The sequence below is a fragment of the Streptomyces sp. DI166 genome (assembly GCF_900091315.1).
GTDB lineage: Bacteria > Actinomycetota > Actinomycetes > Streptomycetales > Streptomycetaceae > Streptomyces > Streptomyces fuscus.
Window position 1 is genome coordinate 134246 of the sequence record NZ_FLSP01000001.1, and the last position, 22538, is coordinate 156783.

General features: G+C 71.8%; 19 protein-coding genes, 2 tRNA genes and 1 pseudogene. 9 read left to right on the forward strand and 13 right to left on the reverse strand.

The features are described 5' to 3' along the window. Positions 1 to 12: 12 nt before the first annotated feature. From GA0115233_RS00640 to GA0115233_RS00655, 4 genes are all read right to left on the reverse strand, one after another. Positions 13 to 1227 carry an acetyl-CoA C-acetyltransferase gene (locus tag GA0115233_RS00640; RefSeq protein WP_093718012.1) on the reverse strand — a complete coding sequence of 405 codons (1215 nt, stop codon included), beginning with the start codon at positions 1225 to 1227 and terminating at the stop codon, positions 13 to 15. Between the two features lie 22 nt (positions 1228 to 1249). After that, entirely contained in the window at positions 1250 to 2392 is a 1143-nt protein-coding gene (locus GA0115233_RS00645) for an acyl-CoA dehydrogenase family protein (RefSeq protein WP_093718013.1), read from the reverse strand. Continuing rightward, a complete protein-coding gene (locus tag GA0115233_RS00650; protein WP_093718014.1) occupies positions 2389 to 3525 on the reverse strand; it encodes a CaiB/BaiF CoA transferase family protein in 1137 nt (378 codons plus the stop codon). The genes GA0115233_RS00645 and GA0115233_RS00650 overlap by 4 nt, the downstream gene beginning before the upstream one ends. 107 nt (positions 3526 to 3632) lie before the next feature. Continuing rightward, positions 3633 to 4013, reverse strand: coding sequence for an MmcQ/YjbR family DNA-binding protein (locus GA0115233_RS00655; RefSeq protein WP_093718015.1), 381 nt, complete (start codon positions 4011 to 4013; stop codon positions 3633 to 3635). 91 nt (positions 4014 to 4104) lie between these two features. Between GA0115233_RS00655 and GA0115233_RS00660 the strand changes: the two genes are divergently transcribed. Next, entirely contained in the window at positions 4105 to 5283 is a 1179-nt protein-coding gene (locus tag GA0115233_RS00660; protein WP_093718016.1) for a saccharopine dehydrogenase family protein, read from the forward strand. Between the two features lie 572 nt (positions 5284 to 5855). Here GA0115233_RS00660 and GA0115233_RS00665 read toward each other — a convergent pair. The 3 genes and pseudogenes from GA0115233_RS00665 to GA0115233_RS00675 all read right to left on the reverse strand — a co-directional run. Next, a pseudogene (locus tag GA0115233_RS00665) lies at positions 5856 to 6539 on the reverse strand (endonuclease V); the annotation flags it as partial. Positions 6540 to 6566: 27 nt separating this feature from the next. Then, positions 6567 to 6896 carry a plasmid stabilization protein gene (locus tag GA0115233_RS00670; protein WP_093718017.1) on the reverse strand — a complete coding sequence of 110 codons (330 nt, stop codon included), beginning with the start codon at positions 6894 to 6896 and terminating at the stop codon, positions 6567 to 6569. Between the two features lie 54 nt (positions 6897 to 6950). Beyond that, on the reverse strand, positions 6951 to 7967 hold the full coding sequence (locus tag GA0115233_RS00675; RefSeq protein ID WP_255310012.1) for a WD40/YVTN/BNR-like repeat-containing protein: 1017 nt from the start codon (positions 7965 to 7967) through the stop codon (positions 6951 to 6953). 301 nt (positions 7968 to 8268) lie between these two features. Between GA0115233_RS00675 and GA0115233_RS00680 the strand changes: the two genes are divergently transcribed. From GA0115233_RS00680 to GA0115233_RS00700, 5 genes are all read left to right on the forward strand, one after another. Further along, positions 8269 to 8685, forward strand: coding sequence for an SsgA family sporulation/cell division regulator (locus GA0115233_RS00680; RefSeq protein ID WP_093718019.1), 417 nt, complete (start codon positions 8269 to 8271; stop codon positions 8683 to 8685). A 303-nt stretch (positions 8686 to 8988) separates the two neighbouring features. Next, positions 8989 to 10611, forward strand: coding sequence for an ABC-F family ATP-binding cassette domain-containing protein (locus GA0115233_RS00685; RefSeq protein WP_093718020.1), 1623 nt, complete (start codon positions 8989 to 8991; stop codon positions 10609 to 10611). Positions 10612 to 10812: 201 nt separating this feature from the next. Then, a complete protein-coding gene (gene ddaH / locus GA0115233_RS00690; RefSeq protein ID WP_093718021.1) occupies positions 10813 to 11589 on the forward strand; it encodes a dimethylargininase in 777 nt (258 codons plus the stop codon). Positions 11590 to 11806: 217 nt separating this feature from the next. Then, positions 11807 to 12784 carry an acyl-ACP desaturase gene (locus GA0115233_RS00695; RefSeq protein ID WP_093718022.1) on the forward strand — a complete coding sequence of 326 codons (978 nt, stop codon included), beginning with the start codon at positions 11807 to 11809 and terminating at the stop codon, positions 12782 to 12784. 55 nt (positions 12785 to 12839) lie between these two features. Next, on the forward strand, positions 12840 to 13679 hold the full coding sequence (locus tag GA0115233_RS00700) for a hypothetical protein (protein ID WP_255310002.1): 840 nt from the start codon (positions 12840 to 12842) through the stop codon (positions 13677 to 13679). Between the two features lie 50 nt (positions 13680 to 13729). Here the strand turns inward: GA0115233_RS00700 and GA0115233_RS00705 are convergent. Next, positions 13730 to 13804, reverse strand: a tRNA-Trp gene (locus GA0115233_RS00705). Between the two features lie 90 nt (positions 13805 to 13894). Between GA0115233_RS00705 and GA0115233_RS00710 the strand changes: the two genes are divergently transcribed. Then, on the forward strand, positions 13895 to 15301 hold the full coding sequence (locus GA0115233_RS00710; RefSeq protein ID WP_093718024.1) for a hypothetical protein: 1407 nt from the start codon (positions 13895 to 13897) through the stop codon (positions 15299 to 15301). Continuing rightward, positions 15298 to 17091, forward strand: coding sequence for an AAA family ATPase (locus tag GA0115233_RS00715; RefSeq protein WP_093718025.1), 1794 nt, complete (start codon positions 15298 to 15300; stop codon positions 17089 to 17091). Before GA0115233_RS00710 ends, GA0115233_RS00715 begins: the two co-directional genes overlap by 4 nt. Positions 17092 to 17142: 51 nt before the next feature. Here GA0115233_RS00715 and GA0115233_RS00720 read toward each other — a convergent pair whose 3' ends face one another. From GA0115233_RS00720 to GA0115233_RS00735, 4 genes are all read right to left on the reverse strand, one after another. Next, positions 17143 to 18471 carry an SDR family NAD(P)-dependent oxidoreductase gene (locus tag GA0115233_RS00720; RefSeq protein ID WP_093718026.1) on the reverse strand — a complete coding sequence of 443 codons (1329 nt, stop codon included), beginning with the start codon at positions 18469 to 18471 and terminating at the stop codon, positions 17143 to 17145. A 63-nt stretch (positions 18472 to 18534) separates the two neighbouring features. Beyond that, positions 18535 to 18606 (reverse strand) — tRNA-Asp (locus GA0115233_RS00725). Positions 18607 to 18669: 63 nt separating this feature from the next. Continuing rightward, positions 18670 to 18915, reverse strand: a complete 246-nt coding sequence (locus tag GA0115233_RS00730; protein WP_176711587.1) for a WhiB family transcriptional regulator — start codon at positions 18913 to 18915, stop codon at positions 18670 to 18672. Positions 18916 to 19062: 147 nt separating this feature from the next. Further along, complete coding sequence (locus GA0115233_RS00735) at positions 19063 to 19854, reverse strand: VOC family protein (protein WP_093718028.1); 792 nt, start codon at positions 19852 to 19854, stop codon at positions 19063 to 19065. A 95-nt stretch (positions 19855 to 19949) separates the two neighbouring features. Between GA0115233_RS00735 and GA0115233_RS00740 the strand changes: the two genes are divergently transcribed. Beyond that, positions 19950 to 21413, forward strand: a complete 1464-nt coding sequence (locus tag GA0115233_RS00740; protein WP_141689460.1) for a HEAT repeat domain-containing protein — start codon at positions 19950 to 19952, stop codon at positions 21411 to 21413. A gap of 13 nt (positions 21414 to 21426) precedes the next feature. Here GA0115233_RS00740 and GA0115233_RS00745 read toward each other — a convergent pair whose 3' ends face one another. Then, entirely contained in the window at positions 21427 to 22392 is a 966-nt protein-coding gene (locus tag GA0115233_RS00745; protein WP_093718030.1) for a multicopper oxidase domain-containing protein, read from the reverse strand. Positions 22393 to 22538 lie beyond the last annotated feature (146 nt).

The window sequence follows — 22538 nt, forward strand, 5'->3', positions numbered from 1 at the left end:
CCGCTGGGGTGTTCAGACGCGTTCGACGATGGTGGCGATGCCCATGCCGCCGCCGACGCACAGCGTGGCCAGGCCGTAGCGCTTGTCCTGGCGCTCCAGTTCGTCGATGAGCGTGCCGAGGATCATCGCGCCGGTGGCGCCGAGGGGGTGGCCGAGGGCGATGGCGCCGCCGTTGACGTTGATCCTGTCCAGGGACAGGCCCATGTCCTTGGCGAAGCGCAGGACGACCGCGGCGAACGCCTCGTTGATCTCGACCAGGTCGATGTCGTCGATGGTCAGCCCGGCCTTGGCGAGCGCCTTGCGGGCGGCGGGGGCGGGACCGGTGAGCATGATGGTGGGCTCGGAACCGGAGACCGCGGCGGCGACGATCCGGGCGCGCGGGGTCAGGCCGTGGCGCTCGCCGACCTCGCGGGAGCCGATGGCGACCAGGGAGGCGCCGTCGACGATGCCGGAGGAATTGCCCGCGTGGTGGACGTGGTCGATCTTCTCGACCCAGTGGTACTGCTGGAGCGCGACCGCGTCGAATCCGCCGAGTTCACCGATGTCGGCGAAGGACGGCTTGAGCTTGGCCAGGGAGTCGGCGGTGGTGCCGGGCCGCATGTGCTCGTCGTGGTCGAGGACGACCAGGCCGTTGCGGTCCTTGACCGGCACGACCGACCGCTCGAAGCGGCCCTCCTTCCAGGCGGTGGCCGCGCGCTCCTGGGACAGGGCCGCGTACTCGTCGACGTCGCGCCGGGTGAAGCCCTCGATGGTGGCGATCAGATCGGCGCCGATGCCCTGCGGTACGAAGTTGGTGGCGAGGTTGGTCATCGGGTCGTTGAACCAGGCGCCGCCGTCGGAGGCCATCGGCACCCGGGACATGGACTCGACGCCGCCCGCGAGGACGAGGTCCTCCCAGCCCGAACGGACCTTCATCGCGGCCATGTTGACCGCCTCCAGGCCCGAGGCACAGAAGCGGTTCTCCTGGACGCCGGCCACGGTGTCGGGCAGGCCCGCGGCGAGGGCGGCGATCCGGGCGATGACGGAGCCCTGGTCGCCGACCGGGCTGACGACGCCGAGCACGACGTCATCGATGGCGGCCGGGTCCAGGCCGGGGAAGCGGTCGCGGATCTCGTGGATGAGTCCGACGACCAGGTCGACGGGCTTGGTGCCGTGCAGGGCGCCGTTCGCCTTGCCGCGGCCGCGCGGGGTGCGGATCGCGTCGTACACGTACGCTTCGGTGCTCACAGGGAAGCCTTTCGGGTGAGGGTCAGCCCAGCAGGGAACGGCCGATGATCTCCTTCATGATCTCGGTCGTCCCGCCGTAGATGGTCTGGATACGTCCGTCGGTGAACGCCTTCGCGACGGGGTACTCGCTCATGTAGCCGTATCCGCCGTGCAGTTGCAGACAGCGGTCGGCGACGCGCTTTTGCAGTTCGGTCGCCCACCACTTGGCCATGGAGGCGTCCACGGCGCCGAGTCCGCCGTCCGAGTGCTCCTCGACGCAGCGGTCGAGGAAGGTACGGGTGACGGCGCACTCGGTGGCCATCTCCGCGATCTCGAACCGGATGTGCTGCTTGGTGGCGAGCGGCCGGCCGAACGCCTCGCGCTCCTTGACGTACTCGGTGGTGATCTCCAGCAGGTGCTCGGCGCCCGCGATGGCGGCGACGGCGATGCTGAGGCGCTCCTGGGCGAGGTTCGTCATCAGGTGGACGAAGGCGCCGTTGAGCTCGCCGAGCAGGTTCTCCTTGGGCACGCGTACGTCGTGGAAGAACAACTCGGCGGTGTCCTGGGCCTTCTGGCCGATCTTGTCGAGGTTCCGGCCGCGCTCGAAGCCCTCCGTGCCACGCTCGACGACCAGCAGCGACAGCCCGTGCGCGCCACCCTCGGGGGTGGTCTTGGCGACGACGATCACCAGGTCGGCGAGGATGCCGTTGGAGATGAAGGTCTTGGAGCCGTTGAGGATCCAGTGGTCGCCGCGGTCCACGGCGTGCGTGCGAATGCCCTGGAGGTCGGAGCCCGCGCCGGGCTCGGTCATGGCGATGGCCGTGATCAGCGAGCCGTCGCAGAACCCGGGCAGCCAGCGGCGCTTCTGTTCCTCGGTCGCCAGGCCGGTCAGGTACGGGCCGATGATGTCGTTGTGCAGGCCCAGCGCGAGTCCGGGAGTACCCGCGCGGGTGAACTCCTCGGCCAGTACGGCGCTGTAGCGGAAGTCGGTGCTGCCGCCGCCCCCGTACTCCTCCGGCACGGCGAGGCCGAGCAGGCCCTGCTTGCCGGCCGCGCGCCAGGCGTCGCGGGAGACGACGCCGTCCTTCTCCCACTGCTCGTAGTACGGCAGTACTTCCTTGGCGAGGAAGGCGCGGACCGTCTCGCGGAACGCTTCGTGCTCGTCGGAGTAGATCCGCCGCTTCATTCGAGGTCGAGGCCTTTCGTCAGTTCGGGTGCGTCCCAGTCGCGTGCCACGTCCGCGGTGTCGGCGCCGGGCCGCGCGGGGCCGGTCCGGACGGTGGTGGGGGTGACGGAGAAGCGGGGCGCGGGGGCGGGCTGGGTGATGCCGTCGTGGTCGGTGAACGTGCCGCGGGCGGCCAGGTGCGGGTGGTGCGGGGCCTCGCGGAGGGTGAGGACGGGGGCCACACAGGCGTCGGAGCCCTCGAAGACGGCCGTCCACTCGTCCCTGGTACGGCTCTTGAAGCGGGCGGTGACGGCCTCGCGCAGCTCGCCCCAGCGGGTCCAGTCCTTGCGGGCGTCCGCGTGGCCCTCGATGCCGAGCAGGTCGAGGAAGGTGTCGTAGAACTGCGGCTCCAGGGCGCCGACGGCCATGTACGTGCCGTCGGCGGTCTCGTAGGTGCCGTAGTAGGGGCAGCCGCCGTCGAGGAGGTTGACGGCGCGCCGGTCCTGCCAGCCGCCGGCGGCGAGCATGCCGTGGATCATCGCCGAGAGGTGGGCGGTGCCGTCCACGATGGCGGCGTCCACGACCTGCCCGGTGCCGGTGGCGCGGGCGTGGTGCAGGGCGGCGAGGACGCCGACGACGAGGTAGAGGGAGCCGCCCGCGTAGTCGCCGAGCAGGTTGGCCGGGGCGGGCGGGGGCTGGTCGGGGCTGCCGATCATGCCGAGGGCGCCGGTGAGCGCGATGTAGCCGATGTCGTGACCGGCGGTGCGGGCCAGCGGGCCGTCCTGGCCCCAGCCGGTCATCCGGCCGTAGACCAGGCGGGGGTTGCGGGCGTGGCAGTCCTCGGGGCCGATGCCGAGGCGTTCGGTGACGCCGGGGCGGTAGCCCTCGATCAGGATGTCCGCGCGGGCGGCGAGGTCGAGCACGCGCGCGGGGCCGTCGGGGGCCTTCAGATCGATGATCACCGAGCGCTTGTTGCGGTTGGTGATGTCGTACGCGGGATCGATCGCCAGTCCCTGGCCGCCGGGCCGGTCCACCCGGACGACATCGGCGCCGAGGTCGGCGAGGAGCATCGCGGCGAACGGGCCGGGGCCGATGCCGCCCAGTTCCAGCACCCGTACGCCGGTGAGCGGGCCGTGCTCGGGCGTCTTTGCCATCCGGTCCCCAAGGTAGGTGTGACACTACTGCTGTAACACCAGGGATGTTAGGAAGTTGGCCGGGCAAGCACAAGAGCAAGCGCTTAGTAATCTTGCCGGGGTCGATCTCAGCGTGCGTCGAGCTCGGTGACCAGGCGTTTCGGCGCGATGACGCGGTAGCTCTCCTCGACCCAGTCGCAGAGCAGGTCGGCGGCGGGGGCACCCTTCTCCTCCAGCGGGACACGGACCCAGCCGGCCTTCCCGAGGCCGTACCCGGCGGGCTCGGCGCCGGGGCAGGTCAGCGCGTGGGCGTGGGCGGCCTCGTCCTTGAGCTTCACGGTCACCCCCATGGGATAGCTGCTGTCGTCCGTCCCCAGGAAGACGAACACCTTCTTGTTGACCTTCGCCACCGTCTCGCCCCACGGGTGTTCCTCGGTCGCGCCGGGCAGGTCGAAGGCGAAGCGGCGTACTTTCTCCCACTTCTTCAGGGCGTTCCGGTCCACGGCCATGCGCTGCCTCCCGGGCTGGTGATCGGACTCCGTATGCCCCAAGCTAGCCTCGGCCACCGACAACGGCGTGCGGTGCGGGACGAGAGGTGTCATGAGCAGGCTGAACAGGACGGATCGTCCCTACGACATCGTGCTCTTCGGGGCCACCGGCTTCGCGGGCGCGCTCACCGCGCGGTACCTCGCGGAACACGGGCCGGAAGGGCTGCGGTGGGCCGTCGCCGGGCGCGACAAGGCGAAGCTGGAGCGGCTGCGCGAGTCCCTGCCGGGCGGCGAGCGGGTCGGCGTGCTCCGCGCGGACGTCGCGGACCCGGAGTCGGTCCGGGAACTCGCCCGGCACGCGCGCGTGGTGGCCACGACGGTCGGGCCCTACGTCCGTTACGGCGAGGAACTCGTCGCCGCCTGCGCGGACAGCGGTACGGACTATGTCGACCTGTGCGGTGAGGCCGAGTTCGTGGACCTGATGTACGTCCGGCACGACGCACGCGCGCGTGAGACGGGCGCCCGGCTCGTGCACGCGGCCGGGTTCGACTCCGTGCCGCACGACCTGGGCGCGTACTTCACCGTCCGGCAGTTGCCGGAGGGGGTGCCGCTGACCGTGGACGCCTTTGTCACTGCAAGCGCCATGTTCTCCGGCGGCACCTTCGCCTCAGCGCTCGGGCAGCTCGCGCACCGGCGCCGGGTGCGGGCGGCGGCGCGGGACCGGGCCCGGTACGAGCCGCGTCTCATGGGGCGCCGGGCGCTGGCGCCCACCGGGACGCCCCGGTACGCCGGGGAGGTCGGCGCGTGGGCGCTGCCGCTGCCCACCATCGACCCGCAGATCGTCCGCCGCTCCGCGAAGTCCCTGGAGCGGTACGGGCCGGACTTCCGGTACCGGCACTACGCGGCGGTGCGGCGGTTGCCGGTCGCGGCGGCGGGCGTGGCGGGGGTCGCGGCGCTCGCTGCGGCGGCGCAGGTGCCCGCGGCGCGTAGCTGGCTGTCGTCCCGGCTCAGCCCCGGCGAGGGCCCGAGCCCCGAGAAGCGGGCCCGGAGCTGGTTCTCGGTCCGCTTCGTGGGCGAAGGCGGCGGGCGGCGGGTGTACACGGAGGTGTCGGGCGGGGACCCCGGGTACGACGAGACGGCCAAGATGCTCGCGGAGTCGGCGCTGTGCCTGGCGTTCGACTCCGTGCCGCCGACATCGGGGCAGGTCACTACGGCGGTGGCGATGGGCGACGCGTTGACGTCCCGTCTGCAGCGGGCGGGGATCGTGTTCCGGGTGGCGGCCAGGCGGTGAGGCGGCGGTGCCGTGGGTTGGTGCGGGGGGGTGTCGCTCGCCCGCGCTCGCGGGGTGCCTCCCCCAGAGGGGGGACCCCCAGCCCACCCGTGCCGCCCAAGCGGCACGACTGCCCGCAGCTACGTCGGCTCGGTGATGCTTGGCCCCCGCTCCCCCAGTGCTGCCTCCAGCCGCTCCCGTACCGCCGGGTCCCCGGACGCCTTCGCGTAGCGGTGGGCCAGAGGGCCGATCTGCCAGCCCGCGTGGTAGTCGAACCAGGGGGCGGAACCGGCGGCGTTGTGCGCGAGCTTGGCGATCAGTTCGGCCAGGAGGAGGAGCAACTCCTCCTGTTCGCCGTGCCGTTCGGTGCCACGCAGGCGGGAGAAGAGCTCACGGCCACGGTGCCACTGGTCCCGGTCCGCCGCCAGTTCCAGGGCCGCCGTGATCTCCGGGGGCCGCGGACCTTCGCCGACCGCCGCTTCGAGGACCCGGCCCGCCCAGGCCACGGGGTTGCGCCGGCGCTCGTACAAATCGCGGCCCCAGGAGCGGTTCGGGTCCCGTCGGGCCAGCTCCGCCAGTTCCGGGTTCGGCTCGGAGGCCGCCCGGAGGGCCTTGCGGCACAGGGAGTCCGCGCGGCGCGTTGTCTCCGGGAGGCGGTAGGTCGGGGTCAGGGTCAGGACGTGGGCGCAGGCGTTGTCCAGGGTGACGCGGTGGCCCACCGAGACGAAGACCGGTTTCACCGAGTCTCGGGTACGCAGGGCTCGGCCCACCTCCTCAACGCCCGCCAGCAAGGGGGACGTTGAGCCCCGGGTGTCCGTCGGGGCGGAGTACGTGAACGTGAACGGGTTCTTCGCCACGCCGATCGTGGGCAGCCCCGTGAGCACCCCCAGGTGGCTCGCCAGGCCGAAGCGGCGCGGGTGGGCCAGCCCGTAACCGTCGCAGACCACCAGGCCCGGCGGGGCCGGAAGCGCGTCCAGGGCAGCCAGCACCGCGGGAATCTCCCGGAACGCCAGCAGCCCCGGCACGTACGGGAACGAGATCCTGCCGACGCCCGTCGCCTCCGCGACGACCTCCAGCGTGGCCGCGTCCAGGGTGATGGCTGCGGCGGCGACGAGGTCCAGTTCGTCGTCGTAGGCCACGTCGACGCCGGTGACGTGCCCGGTGCCGGGCGGTGGTCCCGGCTCGTCCAGGACCACCTTCGCGCGCAGTTCGTCCTGGACGGCCAGGGCCTCTTCCTCGGTCGCGGGCCAGCCCGCGGGGATGCGTACGGTCGTCATAGTGACGACGAGCGTACGGGCCCCTCCTCAGCTCTTGCGGCCCAGGGCGCGTTGCAGCTGCCCCTTGTTCATGTCCGAACGGCCGTGGATGTTGCGGCGCTTGGCCTCCTCGTAGAGCTGGTCGTAGGTCGGCCCCTGGGAGCCCTTGCCGGACCGCTGTCCGCCCCGCTTGCCGGACGACATGTCCTCGGTCGAGGTGCGGCTGGCCGTCTTGGACTCACCGGAGCGGGCGCGTTCCTTGTTCACCGTGCGCGCCGCGATCTCCTTGGCCCGCCCGGTGCTCTCGCCGCGCTCCTCGGCGCTCTTCTTGATGTGCTCGTACTGCCGCTCCCGCTTGGGACTCGAACCGCGTGGCATGTGCGCTCACTCCTCTCGCAGTCGCCGTCGGCGGCCGAGTACCCACTTCGCGCATCACCTTTCAAGGCGCGCCGCGCGGCCCTTCTCCCCCGCCGCCCAGCAACTCCGGTCGGGCGTGCAGTCGACCGTGTCGTACGAGCCGGTGTCGACGGTGCGCCAGGCGCGGCCGCCGTCGGTGGTCAGGTCGGTGCCGGTGGGGCCCACCGCCAGCGCGGCCGTGCGGCTGTGCGGGAGCCAGGCGACCCCGGAGCGGTAGCCGCTGACCGGGGTCGCGGCGGGCGCCCAGGCGCGGCCGCCGTCGCGGGTGCGGGCGGACGCCTGCGGGGACTGCTGGTCGGGGCGGTAGTCGCCGCCCACTGCGAGCCCGTGGGAGCGGTCGCGGAAGGCGAGCGCGAACACGCCCCGCGCGGGGTCGCCGGCCGGGATCGGGGTGTCGGTGGCCGTCCAGGTGCGGCCGCGGTCGGCGGAGTGCAGGACACGCGCGCGTGCCGCGCCGCCCGTGGCCAGCCAGACGTCCCTCGGCCCGGCCGTCACCAGACACTGCCCACTGGCCGCGAACCCCGCCTCGCCCTCCAGCGCGGCGGGCATCCCGTCGTCGGGCAGCACCCGCCAGCTGCGGCCGCCGTCGGCGGTGGACAGGATCCGGAACCGCCCGTCCACGGGGTCGCTCATGGCGAGCCCGTGCCGCCGGTCGAAGAAGGCCACGCAGTCGTAGAAGGCGCGCGGGTCGGGGTTACGGAAGGTCTCGGTCCAGGTCGCGCCGCCGTCCTCGGTGCGGTACAGCCGGGACGCCTCGCCCTCCCCGATGGCGAGGGCGACGGCCCGGCGCGCGTCGAACGCCTCGATGTCCCGGAACTGCAGCTCCCCGGCCCCCGCCGGTGACACGTCCCGCCAGTTCGCCCCGCCGTCCGTGGTGCGCAGCACCGTGCCCGCGCTCCCGGCCAGCCACGCGGTCCCGCGGTCGACGGCGGCGAGCCCGCGGAAGCGGACCTCGGGGTGCCCGGTGTCCTTCACCGCCCACCGCCCGAGCGGCCCGGCGGGGTCGTGCGCCCGCGCGGGGGCGGCCGTCATCGTGGCCAGCGCGGCCGCGCACATCACCCCCGTGGCCGTCGTGCGAACCGTGCGTCCGAAGCGTCGCGTGTTCCCCAAGGGCCTCATGGCGGGGGAAGCTAGCCCACGCGTAACCGCACCGTAAAGACGGCCTCGCGCGCCCCTGGAAACCCGGTGATTGAAACGCGGTGACAGAGGTCACTCGACCTCCGTGTGCACGCAACGCCGGTTTCAGTCGTCCTACATAGTGCCGGGCGTCTCACGCCGGGCTCTGTCCAGCCGTAGCACCCGGCCCGTAACGCCGTAGCAAGGGAGCAAGACGTTGTCCGACGTCATCGAGCACCCAGTAGAGGCCCGTCTCGTCGCCGCCGCCCCGCGGATGTCGTGCATCCCCGCCGCGCTGCACTACGACCGGAGCGACCCGTTCGCCGTCCGGATGACCTTCCCGGCCCCGGCCACCCTGGAGGGTGTGGAGGTGTGCTGGACGTTCAGCCGCGAGCTGCTCACCTCCGGTCTGTCGGAGAGCGTCGGCCACGGCGATGTCCGGGTCCGCCCGTACGGCTACGACCGCACGGTCCTGGAGTTCCACGCCCCCGAGGGCACGGCCGTCGTCCATGTCCGCACCGGTGAGATCCGCCGTTTCCTGGACGCGACGAACGAACTGGTCCCGACCGGTCTTGAGCACCTCCAGCTGGACCTCGACCACGACCTCGCGGAACTGATGCGGGACGCCTGCTAATCCGGGCGTACCGCCGGTCGGTTAATTCCGTTGACAGCCCTTCCGGGCTCTCCTTACGGTGTACAACGGTCCTGTTGCCGTCGATTGGAGAAGGACGTTGCTCGTCTGAGGTCCTGAGACACCGCGTCGCACCCCCTGAGGTGCGTGCGCAGCGTGCGACCTCGGCGTTCGAGCCGTCCTCCGGCGCAGGGCTTTTCTCATGCCCTCCCCTTCCCGGAGTTCCCCGGACCTTCCCGCGGGTCGCCGCACCGTGTCTCGAAACGCGCTTGCCCCTGATCGTTTCGAGCAACCGCGGAGGCCCGCATGTCAAGTTCCATCACCTGTAACGCACTTGCCTTCACCTGGCCCGACGGCACCCCCGTCTTCGAGGGCCTCGACACCGCCTTCGGCCCCGGGCGCACCGGGCTCGTCGGGGTCAACGGGTCCGGGAAGTCCACCCTGTTGAAGCTCGTCGCGGGTGAACTCACGCCCGCCGACGGCACGATCAGGGTGGCCGGGGAGGTCGGCTACCTGCCGCAGAACGTCACGCTCGACACCGCGCTGCGGGTCGACGAGGCGCTCGGCATCGCCGCGCAGCGGGCCGCCCTGCACGCCATCGAGGCCGGTGACGTGGCCGAGGAGCACTTCGACACGGTCGGCGACGACTGGGACGTGGAGGAGCGCGCCCTCGCCACCCTCGGCGAACTCGGCCTCGGACACATCGAGTTGGACCGCACGGTCGGCGAGGTGTCGGGCGGCGAGTCGGTGCTGCTGCGGCTGGCCGCGCTGCTGCTGCGCCGCCCCGACGTGCTGCTGCTGGACGAGCCGACCAACAACCTGGATCTGTACGCCCGTCGGCGGCTGTACGCGGCGGTCACCTCCTGGCCCGGGGTACTGGTCGTGGTCAGCCACGACCGTGAACTCCTCGACCTGGTGGACCAGATCGCCGATCTGCGCTCCGGGGAGATCACCTGGTACGGCGGCAACTTCTCGGCGTACGAGGAGGCGCTCGCCGTGGAGCAGGAGGCGGCCGAGCGGATGGTCCGGGTCGCCGAGGCCGATCTGAAGAAGCAGAAGCGGGAACTGGCGGACGCGCAGGTCAAGCTGGCCCGCCGCAAGCGGTACGGGCAGAAGATGTGGGACAACAAGCGCGAGCCCAAGGTCGTCATGGGCGAGCGCAAGCGCCAGGCGCAGGTCTCGGCCGGCAAGCACCGCATCATGCACGAGGAGAAGCTCGCCGAGGCCAGGGAACGCCTCGACGAGGCGGTGGAGGCCGTGCGGGACGACGACGTGATCCGCGTCGATCTGCCCTACACGGCCGTGCCGCCCGGCCGCGAGGTGCTCACACTGCTCGACCTGGAGCTGCCGTACGGCGCGCGCGTGGCCGGCGGTCTCGATCTGCGCGGGCCGGAGCGGATCGCGCTGATCGGACGCAACGGCGCGGGCAAGACCACGCTGCTGCGCACGATCGCCGGGGAACTGGAGCCGGTGTCGGGCGAGGCACGGGCGCATGTGCCGATGCGGTTCCTGCCGCAGCGGCTCGATGTGCTCGACGGCGAGCTGACCGTCGCCGAGAACGTGGCCCGGTTCGCGCCGGGCGCCACCAACAACCGGGTGCGGGCACGGCTGGCCCGGTTCCTGTTCCGGGGTGCCCGCGCGGACCAGAAGGCGGCCACGCTCTCCGGCGGCGAGCGGTTCCGGGCGGCGCTGGCGGCGCTGATGCTGGCCGAGCCCGCGCCGCAGCTGCTGATGCTGGACGAGCCGACGAACAACCTGGACATGGCGAGCGTGCGGCAGCTCACCTCGGCCCTGGAGTCCTACGAGGGCGCGCTGATCGTGGCCAGCCACGATCTGCCGTTCCTGGAGTCGATCGGCATCACCCGCTGGCTGCTGTTGGACGGGGAGCTGACGGAGACCACTCCGGAGGCGGTGCTGTCGCCGCGGTGACGGGCGCGCGGCGCCGGACCCGACACCGAGGAGGTGATCTTCACGGGTCCGGCGCGGCTCGCGCACACCCTGGGCAGCGCGGGTCTCAGGAGGGCTACGACCTGATGACGACGGTTTTGCGCGGCCGGATCGGGACTGCATGATGGCTGATCGGTGCCCTATGCAACGGGTGCCGGAACCAGCCGCCGATTCGGAGTAGCCGTGCCCAGCAAGAAGGCCCTCGTACGCCGCCCCAGCCCGCGTCTCGCCGAGGGGCTGGTGACGCACGTCGAGCGGGAGAAGGTCGATGTCGACCTGGCGATGGAGCAGTGGGAGGCGTACACCGAGGCGCTGCGCGTCCACGGCTGGGAGACGGTCGAGGTGGAGCCCGCCGATGACTGCCCGGACTCGGTGTTCGTCGAGGACACGGTCGTGATGTTCCGGAACGTCGCGCTGATCACCCGCCCCGGCGCCGAGTCCCGCCGCGCCGAGACCGCCGGGGTGGAGGAGGCGGTGGCCGCGCTCGGCTGCTCGGTGAACTGGGTCTGGGAGCCGGGCACCCTGGACGGCGGCGACGTGCTGAAGGTCGGCGACACGATCTACGTCGGCCGCGGCGGGCGCACCAACGCGGCCGGGGTGCAGCAGGTGCGGGCCGCGTTCGAGCCGCTCGGGGCGCGGGTGGTGGCCGTACCGGTGTCCAAGGTGCTGCATCTGAAGTCGGCGGTCACCGCGCTGCCCGACGGCACGGTGATCGGGCACATCCCGAAGGTCGACCGGCCCGCGCTCTTCCCGCGCTTCCTGTCGGTGCCCGAGGAGGCCGGCGGCCATGTGGTGCTGCTCGGCGGGCACAAGCTGATGATCTCGGCGAGCGCCCCGAAGACGGCGGAGCTGCTCGCCGACCTCGGTCATGAGCCGGTCGTGGTCGACATCAGCGAGTTCGAGAAGCTCGAAGGCTGTGTGACATGTCTCTCGGTGCGGATGCGGGAGCTGTACGCCTGACCGGGTGAGCGCCTCACTCCTTCAGCCCTGGGACCTGCGGTTCCCAGGGCTGCTCTGCATGCCCTGAACACTCCGGGGAACCCGCGCTGATCAGCGATATTTACACTGCTCTTAACCTACGGCTTCGTAACCTACGGGTTCGTAGCCTACGATTCCGTAGGTTCCGCCGACCCCCCGCGGTCCCCTCCGCTCGTGTTACGTCCCCCTGGAGTACCCCGTGACGATCACCTCCCCGAACCTCGGCAGCCCGTCCTCCGCATGGACCGACGCCCGGCTGCTCTACGCGTTGGAGGAAGTGGTCGAGAAGGAGCTCAACCGGCATCTGAAGGTCGCCAAGGACTGGATGCCGCACGAGTACGTGCCCTGGAGCGACGGCCGGAACTTCCCCGGCTTCTTCGAGGACGGCGAGGCCTGGGACAAGGAGCAGTCGAAGGTCACCGAGATCGGCCGGATCGCGCTGGTGGTGAACCTGCTCACCGAGGACAACCTGCCCAGCTACCACCACGAGATCGCCAGCCTCTTCGGCCGCGACGGCGCCTGGGGCACCTGGGTGCACCGCTGGACCGCCGAGGAGGGCCGCCACGGCATCGTGATGCGCGACTACCTGCTCGCCTCGCGCGCGGTGGACCCGGACAAGCTGGAGGCCTTCCGGATGGCCCACATGAGCGAGGGCTTCGAGTCGGACAACCGCCACTCGATGCTGCACTCCGTGGCCTATGTCGCCTTCCAGGAGCTGGCCACCCGGATCTCGCACCGCAACACCGGCCACCAGTCCGGCGACCCGGTCTGCGACCGCATGCTGGCCCGCATCGCGACCGACGAGAACCTGCACATGATCTTCTACCGGAACCTGCTGAAGGCCGCGTTCGAGCTCGCCCCCGACCTGACCATGCAGGCGGTGCGGGACGTGGTCGTGAACTTCCGGATGCCCGGCCACGGCATGCCCGGCTTCGAGCGGTTCGCCGCGCAGATGGCCATCGGCGAGGTCTACAACCTGCGCATCCACCACGACGACGTGCTCCAGCCGGTGCTGCGCTTCCTGAAGATCATGGAGATCGACGGCCTCGGCCCCGAGGGCCGGCAGGCGCAGGACGAGCTGGGTCTGTTCATGGGCGGCCTGGACGCGGAGGCCGCCAAGTTCGACGAGAAGCTCGCCGCCCGCAAGGCCCGGATGGCGGCGCGCGCCGGGGCCTGACCCCGCCCCGGAATTCTCCTGGGCAGGATCGCGTGCCTGCGGCATCATGCAGGCCATGCGTGACAACAGCAGACCGCGACAGGCGGCCGGGTTCCTCCTCGGCCTGGTCGAGAAGGACACCGCCGCCCGGATCCGGGCCCGTACCGGCCTGCCCCCGGCGGAGTCCCCCGACGCGGTCCTGCTGCGGCTCGGGCGCGCCTGGAACTGGACGCGCCCGATGCCCGCCTCGGTGGCGCTGTGGGTGCTGGAGAACGACAACCCGAAGCTCAACGCGATCGTCTTCCGGCACCTGGAGCTGCAGCCCGGTCTGCGCCGGGCGATCGCGCGCGGGCTGCCGTTCGGCCCCGGGCGCCTGGAGCGGATACCGGTCGACGCCCTGATACGCAGCCAGGAGCCGGAGGTGCCGGGCGACTGTCTCCGCCTCGGTCTGGTCGGCTGCCTGCGCGCGGTCACCACGATGAGCGCGGGCCGCGCGGCGTCCTCGATGGTCCTCACCCGCGACGACTGGGAGACCGTCGCCGCGGCGGACCGGGAGCGCCCGCTGCCCGGGTACGCCCGCTGGGCGCTGTCGATACGCCCCGACTGCCCGCCCGGGGTGCGCGCCCGGTTCGGCTCGCACGCCAAGTTCACCCACCGGCTGCGGCAGGCCGGTGTCCTGGAGGGACCGGCGTCCTACGCGCTGTCCCACGACCCCGCGGTCGACGCCCTTGAGGTGCTGGCGATGGGCCGGGTGCTCTTCCCGCGGCGTGTGCGCGAGGCGGAGGACGCCCTGCGGCCGCTGGTGCGGGAGCACTTGGGCGACCGGGACGAGGCGTGGGCGATTCTGGCCCAGCTCGTCGAGACCTTCCACGGGACCGCGTACGAACTGGTGGTGACCGCGGGCGCCATCGCCTGAACGCGGCCGGTGAGGGCTCTGGTGAGGCTCCTGGTGAGGGTTCTTGAGGGGGCGGGGCGGCCGGATTCGAACCGGCGTGATTCGGTTTTGGAGACCGTGCGACTGCCTCTGCGCTACGACCCCGCCCTTGGCGCCCGATCGTAATGGCTTGGCCCGATGTCGGTGCGTCCTGGTACCAATGAGCCACGGGGGAAGTCCGGTTCGGGGGGCGGCACATGGCGTACGGGGAGCGGGGACGGCATGTCCCGGTGGTCGATCTCGCCGACCGCAGGGCCCTGGAGCGGTATCGCCCCGCCGATCCGGCGGTGGTCGAGGAGGCGCGGCGGCTGAAGGAGGCCGCGCTGCTGGACTTCGGGCTGACCGAGTCGGCGGTGGCGTCCTGGCTGTACGCCAAGTGCCATCACCAGATCCCGACGACCGCCGTGGAGACGGCCGCCGTGGTCGCCTCCGGCGACGGCACCTGCCTGCTGCTGTACAACCCGGACTTCTTCGTCGGCATCGGCCTGTCCGGCGTGAAGTTCGTGCTGTTCCACGAGGCCCGGCACCTGGTCCACCGGCATCTCTTCGCCGACCCCGACCTGCGCGCCGACCCGGTCTTCACCCTGGCCACCGAGGTCAGCATCAACCATGTCGCCCTGGTCCGGCTCGGCACCCGCGGGCTGCCCCTGCTGGACGGCAGACCGACGGGAGTGGACCCGCGCGCGGTGCACGAGCTGTACCACGCGGACCTGATGACCCACGGCCGCGATCCGCTGCCGTACGAGCAGTTCGTCGAGACCGACATGCGGGTGTACGGCGAGCTGAAGCGGATGCGCCATCCGCCGGTGCCCGAACAGCGGCTGTGCGCCCACCTGTTGGCGGACGGCGTCCCGGCCGACCAGGAGACCGTCGACCTGGTGGCCTCCTCCGCGCTGCTCAACTCCCTGCTGGCGGCCCGGCGCGGACACGCGGGCGCGGAGCTGGAGCTGCTGGATCTGATGGGCCGCAGTGAGGACGGCAACGCCCACGCGTCCCGGCTGTGGGGCCGGCTGGGCGCGGGTGTCCTGCGCGGGGAGACCACGAGCACACGCACGGTCGACTGGTGGCAGCGCTGGTTCGTCGACGTGCTCGGCTCCCGGCTGCGCGAGGGCGAACGGCTGGTGTACCCGAAGAAGCGGGGCGCGCTGCTCGCCGCGCTCGGCCAGGACCCGATGCTCTCCCGGCGCGGCCCGGTGCGCGAGAAGTCCGTCGTCATCGCCCTGGACACCTCCGCGTCGATGCCCCAGCACGTGATCCGCTGGCTGACCGACCTCGTCGGCCGGATCGACGGCGTGCAGGCCCACTGGCTGTCCTTCGACGGCGTGGTGATGCCCTTCAAGCCGGGCGAGCGGGTCTACGGCGGGGGCGGCACCAGCTTCCAGGTGGTCGCCGACTACGTGGAGGGCCGCACGGAGGTGAACGGGCGCCGCTTCGAGGAGTCGGCGGACGCCGTGGTGATGCTCACCGACGGATACGCGCCGACGATCACGCCCGCCGAGCCGGACAAATGGATCTGGCTGATCACCGAGGGCGGCGACGAGTGGCCCGAGCGATACACCCCCGCGATGGCCTGCCATCGTGTCAGCACAGGAACACGGACATGACCACACAAGTGAAGCGGCCCACCCTGTCCCGTCTGGAGTCGTTCATCGACGCGATGATCGAACTCGGCCAGACCGGGCAGGTCTTCGGCGAGCACGGCATCGGCAAGACGGCCACGTTCTTCACGCACATCGCCCGCGCCCACCCGGACACGGCCCTGGTGTACGTCCCGGCGGCGAACCTGACCCCGGACGATCTGCTGGTCAACGCACCGGTGCGGGACACGCACACCGGTGAACTGGTGCTGCGCCAGCTGGTGATGAGCCAGCTCAAGCCGGGCCGGCCGTTCGTGCTGCTCATCGACGACTCGCTCCAGGCGGGCGAGACGATCCAGTCGCAGCTGATGCAGATCGCCTGCAACTGGACGCTGGGCGAGCACGATCTGCGCGCCCTCGGCTGCGTCGGCGTCTTCCTCACCGACAACGAGTCGCTGTCCGAGACGGCCGCCCGGCGCGGCGATCTGGCGCTGCTGGACCGCATGGTGACCATGCGGATCAACGCCAACGACACCTCCTGGCGGGAGCATCTGACGGCCAAGTACCGCCCCTGGGACCTGCGCCCGGTGTTCTCGGTGTGGGCCTCCCTGCCGCCGCCGGTGAGGGAGTTGCTCTCCCCGCGCACCCTCGACCATGTGCTCGCCAACGCGCGGGAGGGTTTCCCGCTGCGCTGGGGCCTGCCCCTGGTGGACGGCGCGCGGCTGCGCCTGGCCGAGCCCGGCCCGGACGGCAGACCGGGCCGCAACCGCACGGCCGAGATCCTGGACCGGATCGCCGAGGCACTGGGCGTGCCCAACCCGTCCTCGGTTCCGGACCCGGTGCGCCAGGTGGTGCGGGCTGCCCTGCGCAACCGCTGGACGGTGCTGCTCCAGGGCCCGCCGGGCTGCGGGAAGACCGAGCTGGTGCGGCAGACGCTGCGCGAGGGGCTCGGCCGTGAGGCGCTGTACTTCTCGCTGCCGGTGACCAATGTCGAGGACCTGTGCGCGCCGATCCCGACGGCCGACGGCACCCTGGACAACCTGCTCGCCGCGAAGTTCACCGGCCCGGAGCCGAAGGCGATCGTGTGGGACGAGTACAACCGGCCCAAGGACCGGGCCGCGTTCGCCAAGCTGATGGAGGTCACCCAGGAGTGGTCGCTGGCGGGCCGCCCGATCGAGCATCTGCGGGCGCAGATCGCGGTCCAGAACCCGCCGTACCACCTGGGCCGCAAGCTTCAGGTGGCGCGGAACAACATCGCGCAGGCGACCCGGTTCACGGCCTCGCTGGAGGTGGCGCCGGAGGACATCCCGGCCAACGAGTGGCTGCTCGCGCGGTACGGCTCGGACGCCGAGACGGTGCTGGAGTGGTGGAAGCACGACATCGACGACGAGGGCCGGGCCTGGATCACCAAGCGCACGCTGGAGCGGCTGATCAAGCTGCACCGCAAGGGACTGCCGCTGCAGATGGCGACGGTCTACCTCGGGGACGGCGAGTACGCCCCGGTGCCGCTGACCGCGCTCGTCGACCGGCTGAACAACCGTCCCGTCACGGGGCTCCGCGAACTGGCCCGCGACGTCGATACGTGGGAGGCGCGGCTGCGCCGCGCGGCGGCGGCCAGTGAGGAGGGCGCGAACGACACGGACGTCGTCCACCAGATCCTCGCCAACGCCGAGCTGTCGCAGCTGAGGAAGCACCGGGCGGTGGTGACCCGGCTGGTGGCGTGGCTCCCGCCGAAGCTGCGGGCGACCTATCTGGTGGGGGCGGATCCGAAGCAACAGCGTTTCTGGACCGAGGTGTTCATGGCGATGCGGCGGTGAGCGGGAGCGGCACGGCATGGACCGCGGAGACCGCGATCGAGAACACGATCATCACCAGTCGGCGACCCGGTAGTCCTTGAGGAACACCCCGGACACCGGGTCGCCCGCCTCGCCCCGCACGATCGGGTCGTACACGCGGGCCGCACCGTCCACGATGTCCAGCGGGGTGCGGAAGCCCGCATCCGCCATCCGCGCCTTCTTCGGCGCCGGGTTCTCGTCGGTGATCCAGCCGGTGTCCACGGCGCACATGTGGACGCCCTGCTCGGCGAGTTCGGCGGCGCTGGTGCGGGTGAGCATGTTCAGCGCGGCCTTGGCCATGTTGGTGTGCGGATGGCCGGGCATCTTGTTGCGGACCGCGAACCGGCCCTCAACCGCCGTCACATTGACGACGTAGCGGCGGGGGTGCGGGGAGGCGAGCAGCAGCGGCAGCAGCCGGTCGCACAGCAGGGCCGGGGCGAGGGCGTTGACGAGCTGGGTCTCCAGCACCTCCGCCGGGTCGAGCGCGCCGAGCCTCGCGGACCAGGAGTTCTCCGGGGCGGGGTCGGGCAGCAGGCCGGCCACGTCGGCCTCGCGCAGGGCGGCCGGAAGCACGGCGGTGCCGCTCGGCAGCATCCGCATCGGGGTGAACCCGGGCGCCTGCCGGGCCCCTTCGGGCAGCGCGGCCCGCTCCCCGGCGGCGAGCAGGGCGTACGACTCGGGCGGGCGGCGTACGGTCTGGGCGGCGTTGTTGACCAGGATGTCCAGCGGTTCGCCCTCGGCCCGCAACTCCTCGCACAGGCCGAGGACCTGGCGCGGGTCGCGCAGGTCCACGGCGAGGACGGTGAGCCGGTCGAGCCACTTGCCGCTGCCCGGCTCGGCCCGGAAGCGGCGCACGGTGTCGTGCGGGAACCGGCTGGTCACCAAAACCTCGGCGCCGTCGCGGAGCATCATCAGCGCGAGCTGGAAGCCGATCTTCACCCTGCCGCCGGTGAGCAGCACGCGGCGCCCGCTCAGGTCGGTGCTCAGGGCACGGCGGCGGCGGTTGTCGGCGGCGCAGTCGGGACAGAGCCGGTGGTAGAAAGCATCGACCTGTCGATAAGGGGACTTGCAGACGTAGCAGCGGCGCGGTTTGCGGAGAGGGCCCCCGGTGCCCGCCTCGCCGAGCGGGGCGTCCTCGCGGCGGTCCGGTGCGCCGGTCGCGGTGGCCGCCATCGCGGCGGCGTCGGACGCGGAGACCTCGGCGCCGCGGGCCTTGCGCCGCCGCAGCCGTCCGTCCCGGGCGAAGGAGGCGGCGACCTGCTCGGCGCGCAGCCGTACCGGGTCGTCGACGGGCAGTGCCCGCAGCCTGCCGACCGTGCGGTGGAAGGCGGCCAGCTCCTCCTCGCCGATGCCCTCGCCCATGCGTCCCCGTCTGTCCGTGCCGTGCGGAGGCGCGCCCGCGACGGCGCGGTGGGCCCCCTGGGTCCCGGACGGCCGGATTCGAACCGGCGTATCCGCCCTGACAAGGCGGCGAGTCTGCCTCTGCTCCACGTCCGGGACGCCCCCGGATCCTAACCGGTCCCGAAGGGCCGGTCGCACGGATTTCCGGTGCCGCGGTGGTCAGTCCCGTATGCGCCGCAGTGCCAGGCGTTCCTTCTCCGAGAGCCCGCCCCACACGCCGAAGCGCTCGTCGTTGTCGAGGGCGTACTCAAGGCAGGCGGAGCGGATGGGGCACAGACCGCAGATCCGCTTGGCCTCACGCACCGAGCTGCCCGGCTCCGGGAAGAAGAACTCCGCCCCGGTCTGCGCGCACAACGCCTCCTCCTGCCAGGCGAGGTCGGGCGTGGGGACTGTGTCGATGAACATGGCGTGAAGCGTGCCCCGCGGCGAAAAACGTTCGATCAACGCCGGATCAACGGCGGGCGACGGGAGGCCGGGGGCGCGTCACGATGATGCCCGCGCACCGCGGGGCGGGGCACGGCGGCGCGCGGAAGGCCTTCGTTCGTACGTCGCTCAGTCCTGTGGCCGGGTGCCCTTGATCACGGCGAAGCGGGCGCCGTAGGGGTCCGCCAGTTTGGCCGTCCGGCCGACGCCCTCGATGTCGACGGGCGCCATCCGCACCGCGCCGCCCAGCTCCCGCGCCCTGTCGACGACTCCGTCGACGTCGTCGGTCGCGAAGTACGGCAGCCAGTACGGCTCGGTCTCGGTACCGGTGGGGTCGTCGGCCAGCGCCACCATGCCGCCGAAGATGGCCTCCTCGTCCTCGCCCGCGGGGTTGATACCGGTGTAGACGCCTCCCGGCAGGGGCATCGCGCAGGTCTCCCAGCCGAAGACCCGGTCGTAGAAGGCCGCCTCCCGGGCCACGTCCGCCGTGTACAGCTCGACCCAGCACAGCGCGCCGGTGTCACCCACCACGTCAAGTCCTTTGAGGGCGGCGGGCTGCCACACCCCGAAGGGCACTCCCGCGTGATCGGCGAGGAAGGCGAGCCGCCCCTGCCCGAACACGTCGTCGGGCGGCATCAGCACACTGCCCCCGGCCCGCCGGACCGTCTCGGCGGTGGCGTCGGCATCCGTGCTGTGGAAGTACACGTGCCAGCCGGGCGGCCCCTGCTCGGGCGCGACCCGCATCCCGCCCGCCGCGGTGCGCCCGCCGAGCCGGAAGAAGCCGTACCCGCCGGCCTCCGGCCCCGCCGACCGGAACTCCCAGCCGAACAGGGCGCGGTAGAAGGCCGCGGCGCCCTCCAGGTCGGGTGTCCCGACATCGACCCAGTTCGGGGCGCCCTGGACGTAGCGGGTGGTGAGCATGAGGGCCCTCCTCTGAGGGATCGCTTCGCCGTTCCCGACCGAGTCTCGCACCGCTTGCCGCCCATCGCCGTGCGCGCACGGCCTAGGCTGTCCGCGTGTTGTTCGGCAGGGGTGGGGAGCAGGAGCGCAAGCGGCGGCTGGCCGAGCGGCTGGCGTCGACGGACGCGGAGGTGCGGGCCGCCGCCGCGCAGGAGATCGCGCGGGCCCGCGATCAGGAGTGGGCGGTACGGGAACTGGCGCGGGCGCTGGACCGGGAGCCGTCGCCGGAGTCGTTCGGCGCGATCGTGGGGCCGTTCGCCGAGGCGCTGTGCCGGGACCGGGTGGCACGGCAGCGCGTCGAGCGCATGTTCGCGGCACACATCGACGATCCGGCCGCCCTGGTCCGGGAGTGGACGGCGCTGTTGGCCGAGTACGGGGCCGGGACGCCGGTGACGAGTGTCGGCGACGATCTCGCGGACGATGTGCGCGGCTGTCTGGGACGGTTGCAGGAGTGGGGCTGGCGGCCCCACGAAATGGGGCGGATGCGGCCGGGCACCTTTCCCTACACGGCGGCCTTCAATGCGGCCGTGGAACTGCTGCACATGGCCGTCCTGCGGGCCGCCCCGCTGGACCCGGCGGCCTCCGAGCGCGCCCGCTCGGAGGCCCGGTACGCCTTCGAGCGGGCCCTCCCCCATCCGCCGGAGAGCCAGGAGCGCGGCGAGATCCTGCTGAAGCTGGCCCAACGCCCCGAGGGACCGTCCTGGGCGGACCGCGCCCTGGCCTCGGTGCGCGTCGACGAGGCCCTCTCCTGGTGCCGGAGCACCGAACCGGACCGGGCCGTGCTCGGCGCTGAGGCGCTGGAGTCCATGCTCCTGTTCAACGACGAGGTCAGACGGCCCGCCGCCCGGGCCACGCTGGACTTCCTCGCGGCCCGGCAGCCGCGCACCCTGGCCACGGTGCTGCGCTGCTACACCATGCTGCAGAACTCCCGTCCCCTGGACGATCCGCCGGTGGACCTGTTCCTGGATTCCCTGGGCCACCCCAGTCCCCGCGTGCGGGTGGCCGCCGCTTCCGGGCTGGACGCCTTCGGCGCCGGTTCGCCACGGGAGGGCCGTGCGGTCACCGCCCTCGTCGACGCCCTGAACCGGGACCCGAGCCTGGACGTCGTCCGTGCGGCGGCCTCCTCCCTGGCACTGATCGTGTGCACGGACGAGGCCAACACGGCGGCGGCGTCAGCCGCGTTGGCGGCCAAGGCCGACGCCCGGGACCCGGGGGTGCGGGCCGCGAGCGTGGAGGGCGCCCTGTTCCGGGAGGAGCCCGGCGGATTCGCCCGTCTGGCGGCCGAGTTGCGGCGCCCCGACGTGGAGCCGGTGTTCCTCGGGGTCGCCGACTTCATCTGCGGCCAGGCGGACAGCTACATTCCCGACGACGTGCGCGCCGAGCTGATCAACCTGGTGGAGCTGCTGGACTACGGCGGCTGGGCGGACCTTCCGCTGGAGGACGACCTGTACCCGACCCCCGAGGACCGCGCCGAACTGCTGGAGCAGGTCCTGGACACCCTGCGCGCCGGGAACGGCTGAAGGGGGCGGCCGCTCAGTGCTCGTGCGGGTCGTGCGGTTCGTGTGGCTCGTAGCCGGGGATGGTGCCGTCCTTCTTCTTCACCAGGAACAGCCCCACCATGCCCATGTCGGAGTGGCTCTGGACATGGCAGTGGTACATCCACGCGCCCGCGCCGACGCCCTCCCCCGCGATGACCTGGAAGCCGAAGGAGTCCGCCGGGCCCACGATCTTGTTGTCGATGACCTGTGTGGGGTCGTCGGGCCCGGTGAGCATGCCGGTGCGGTTGTCCGCCCAGCGGTGACCGTGCATGTGGAAGGTGTGGTAGTACTCGCCGTGCGTGATCATCACGAACTCGACGCGTTCCCCCACCGTCGCCTCGAAGTTGGGCCCGGAGTGCGCCGGCCTGTTGTTGATCAGCATGTCGTTGAAGACGATCGTGTACGTCCTGTCCGGCAGCACATCGCCCGCGCGCCGTACGATCACCGGCCCGTAGAGTCCCTTGCGGATACCGCCCGTTCCGTGCTCGGTGCCGACGACGTGGTCGTGGTAGTGCCAGTAACCCGCGCTGCCCGCCCGCCAGGTGCCGTCCTTGCGGCGGCCGGGGGTGTGGGTGCGCCAGGTGTAGGTGCGGGTGCCGCCGGGCTCGACGTCGCTCTTGTTCAGTTTGGTGCCGTCGCTGGTGATCTCGTAGTCCAGGCCGTGCACATGGAGGCTGACGGGCACGTCCATGGTGTTCTCGAACTCGATGTGCAGGGTGTCGCCCTCGTTGAGCTCGATCAGCGGGCCGGGGATCGTCGCCTTCCCCTTCTCCAAGCCGTAGCCCATCTGGCCGTCGGCGAGCTTCTCGGCGTACATCCTGATGTGCCTGACCTCGCCGCCCGCGGGCGCCGTGCGCGCCGCCTGGACGGCGCTGTTCGCCGGGGGCGCGAGCGACAACGATGTCGTCGTCAGCGCCGCCCCGCCGAGCAGCACCCGCCGGTTGAACCCGCGTCTGTCCATGCCGAACTCCCCTGTTCCGGTACGGAGTTCGAGACAGTAGTAGGGTCGCGGCCGTTTATCCACAGCCTGGACAAAGTTCGAGTGATTACAGCCATAGGTATTGGCGGGTAGCGCAAAGAGGTCTAACTTCCTTGGCGCTGTTGCTG

What these genes read in the sequence shown, in the direction of transcription:
- GA0115233_RS00745 (WP_093718030.1), bottom strand. Translation starts at nt 22,392, where the DNA reads ATGGACAGACGCGGGTTCAACCGGCGGGTGCTGCTCGGCGGGGCGGCG.
- GA0115233_RS00715 (WP_093718025.1), top strand. Translation starts at nt 15,298, where the DNA reads ATGACCACACAAGTGAAGCGGCCCACCCTGTCCCGTCTGGAGTCGTTC.
- GA0115233_RS00650 (WP_093718014.1), bottom strand. Translation starts at nt 3,525, where the DNA reads ATGGCAAAGACGCCCGAGCACGGCCCGCTCACCGGCGTACGGGTGCTG.
- GA0115233_RS00670 (WP_093718017.1), bottom strand. Translation starts at nt 6,896, where the DNA reads ATGCCACGCGGTTCGAGTCCCAAGCGGGAGCGGCAGTACGAGCACATC.
- GA0115233_RS00660 (WP_093718016.1), top strand. Translation starts at nt 4,105, where the DNA reads ATGAGCAGGCTGAACAGGACGGATCGTCCCTACGACATCGTGCTCTTC.
- GA0115233_RS00700 (WP_255310002.1), top strand. Translation starts at nt 12,840, where the DNA reads ATGCGTGACAACAGCAGACCGCGACAGGCGGCCGGGTTCCTCCTCGGC.
- GA0115233_RS00655 (WP_093718015.1), bottom strand. Translation starts at nt 4,013, where the DNA reads ATGGCCGTGGACCGGAACGCCCTGAAGAAGTGGGAGAAAGTACGCCGC.
- GA0115233_RS00735 (WP_093718028.1), bottom strand. Translation starts at nt 19,854, where the DNA reads ATGCTCACCACCCGCTACGTCCAGGGCGCCCCGAACTGGGTCGATGTC.
- GA0115233_RS00675 (WP_255310012.1), bottom strand. Translation starts at nt 7,967, where the DNA reads ATGACGGCCGCCCCCGCGCGGGCGCACGACCCCGCCGGGCCGCTCGGG.
- GA0115233_RS00685 (WP_093718020.1), top strand. Translation starts at nt 8,989, where the DNA reads ATGTCAAGTTCCATCACCTGTAACGCACTTGCCTTCACCTGGCCCGAC.
- GA0115233_RS00710 (WP_093718024.1), top strand. Translation starts at nt 13,895, where the DNA reads ATGGCGTACGGGGAGCGGGGACGGCATGTCCCGGTGGTCGATCTCGCC.
- GA0115233_RS00730 (WP_176711587.1), bottom strand. Translation starts at nt 18,915, where the DNA reads ATGTTCATCGACACAGTCCCCACGCCCGACCTCGCCTGGCAGGAGGAG.
- GA0115233_RS00645 (WP_093718013.1), bottom strand. Translation starts at nt 2,392, where the DNA reads ATGAAGCGGCGGATCTACTCCGACGAGCACGAAGCGTTCCGCGAGACG.
- GA0115233_RS00720 (WP_093718026.1), bottom strand. Translation starts at nt 18,471, where the DNA reads ATGGGCGAGGGCATCGGCGAGGAGGAGCTGGCCGCCTTCCACCGCACG.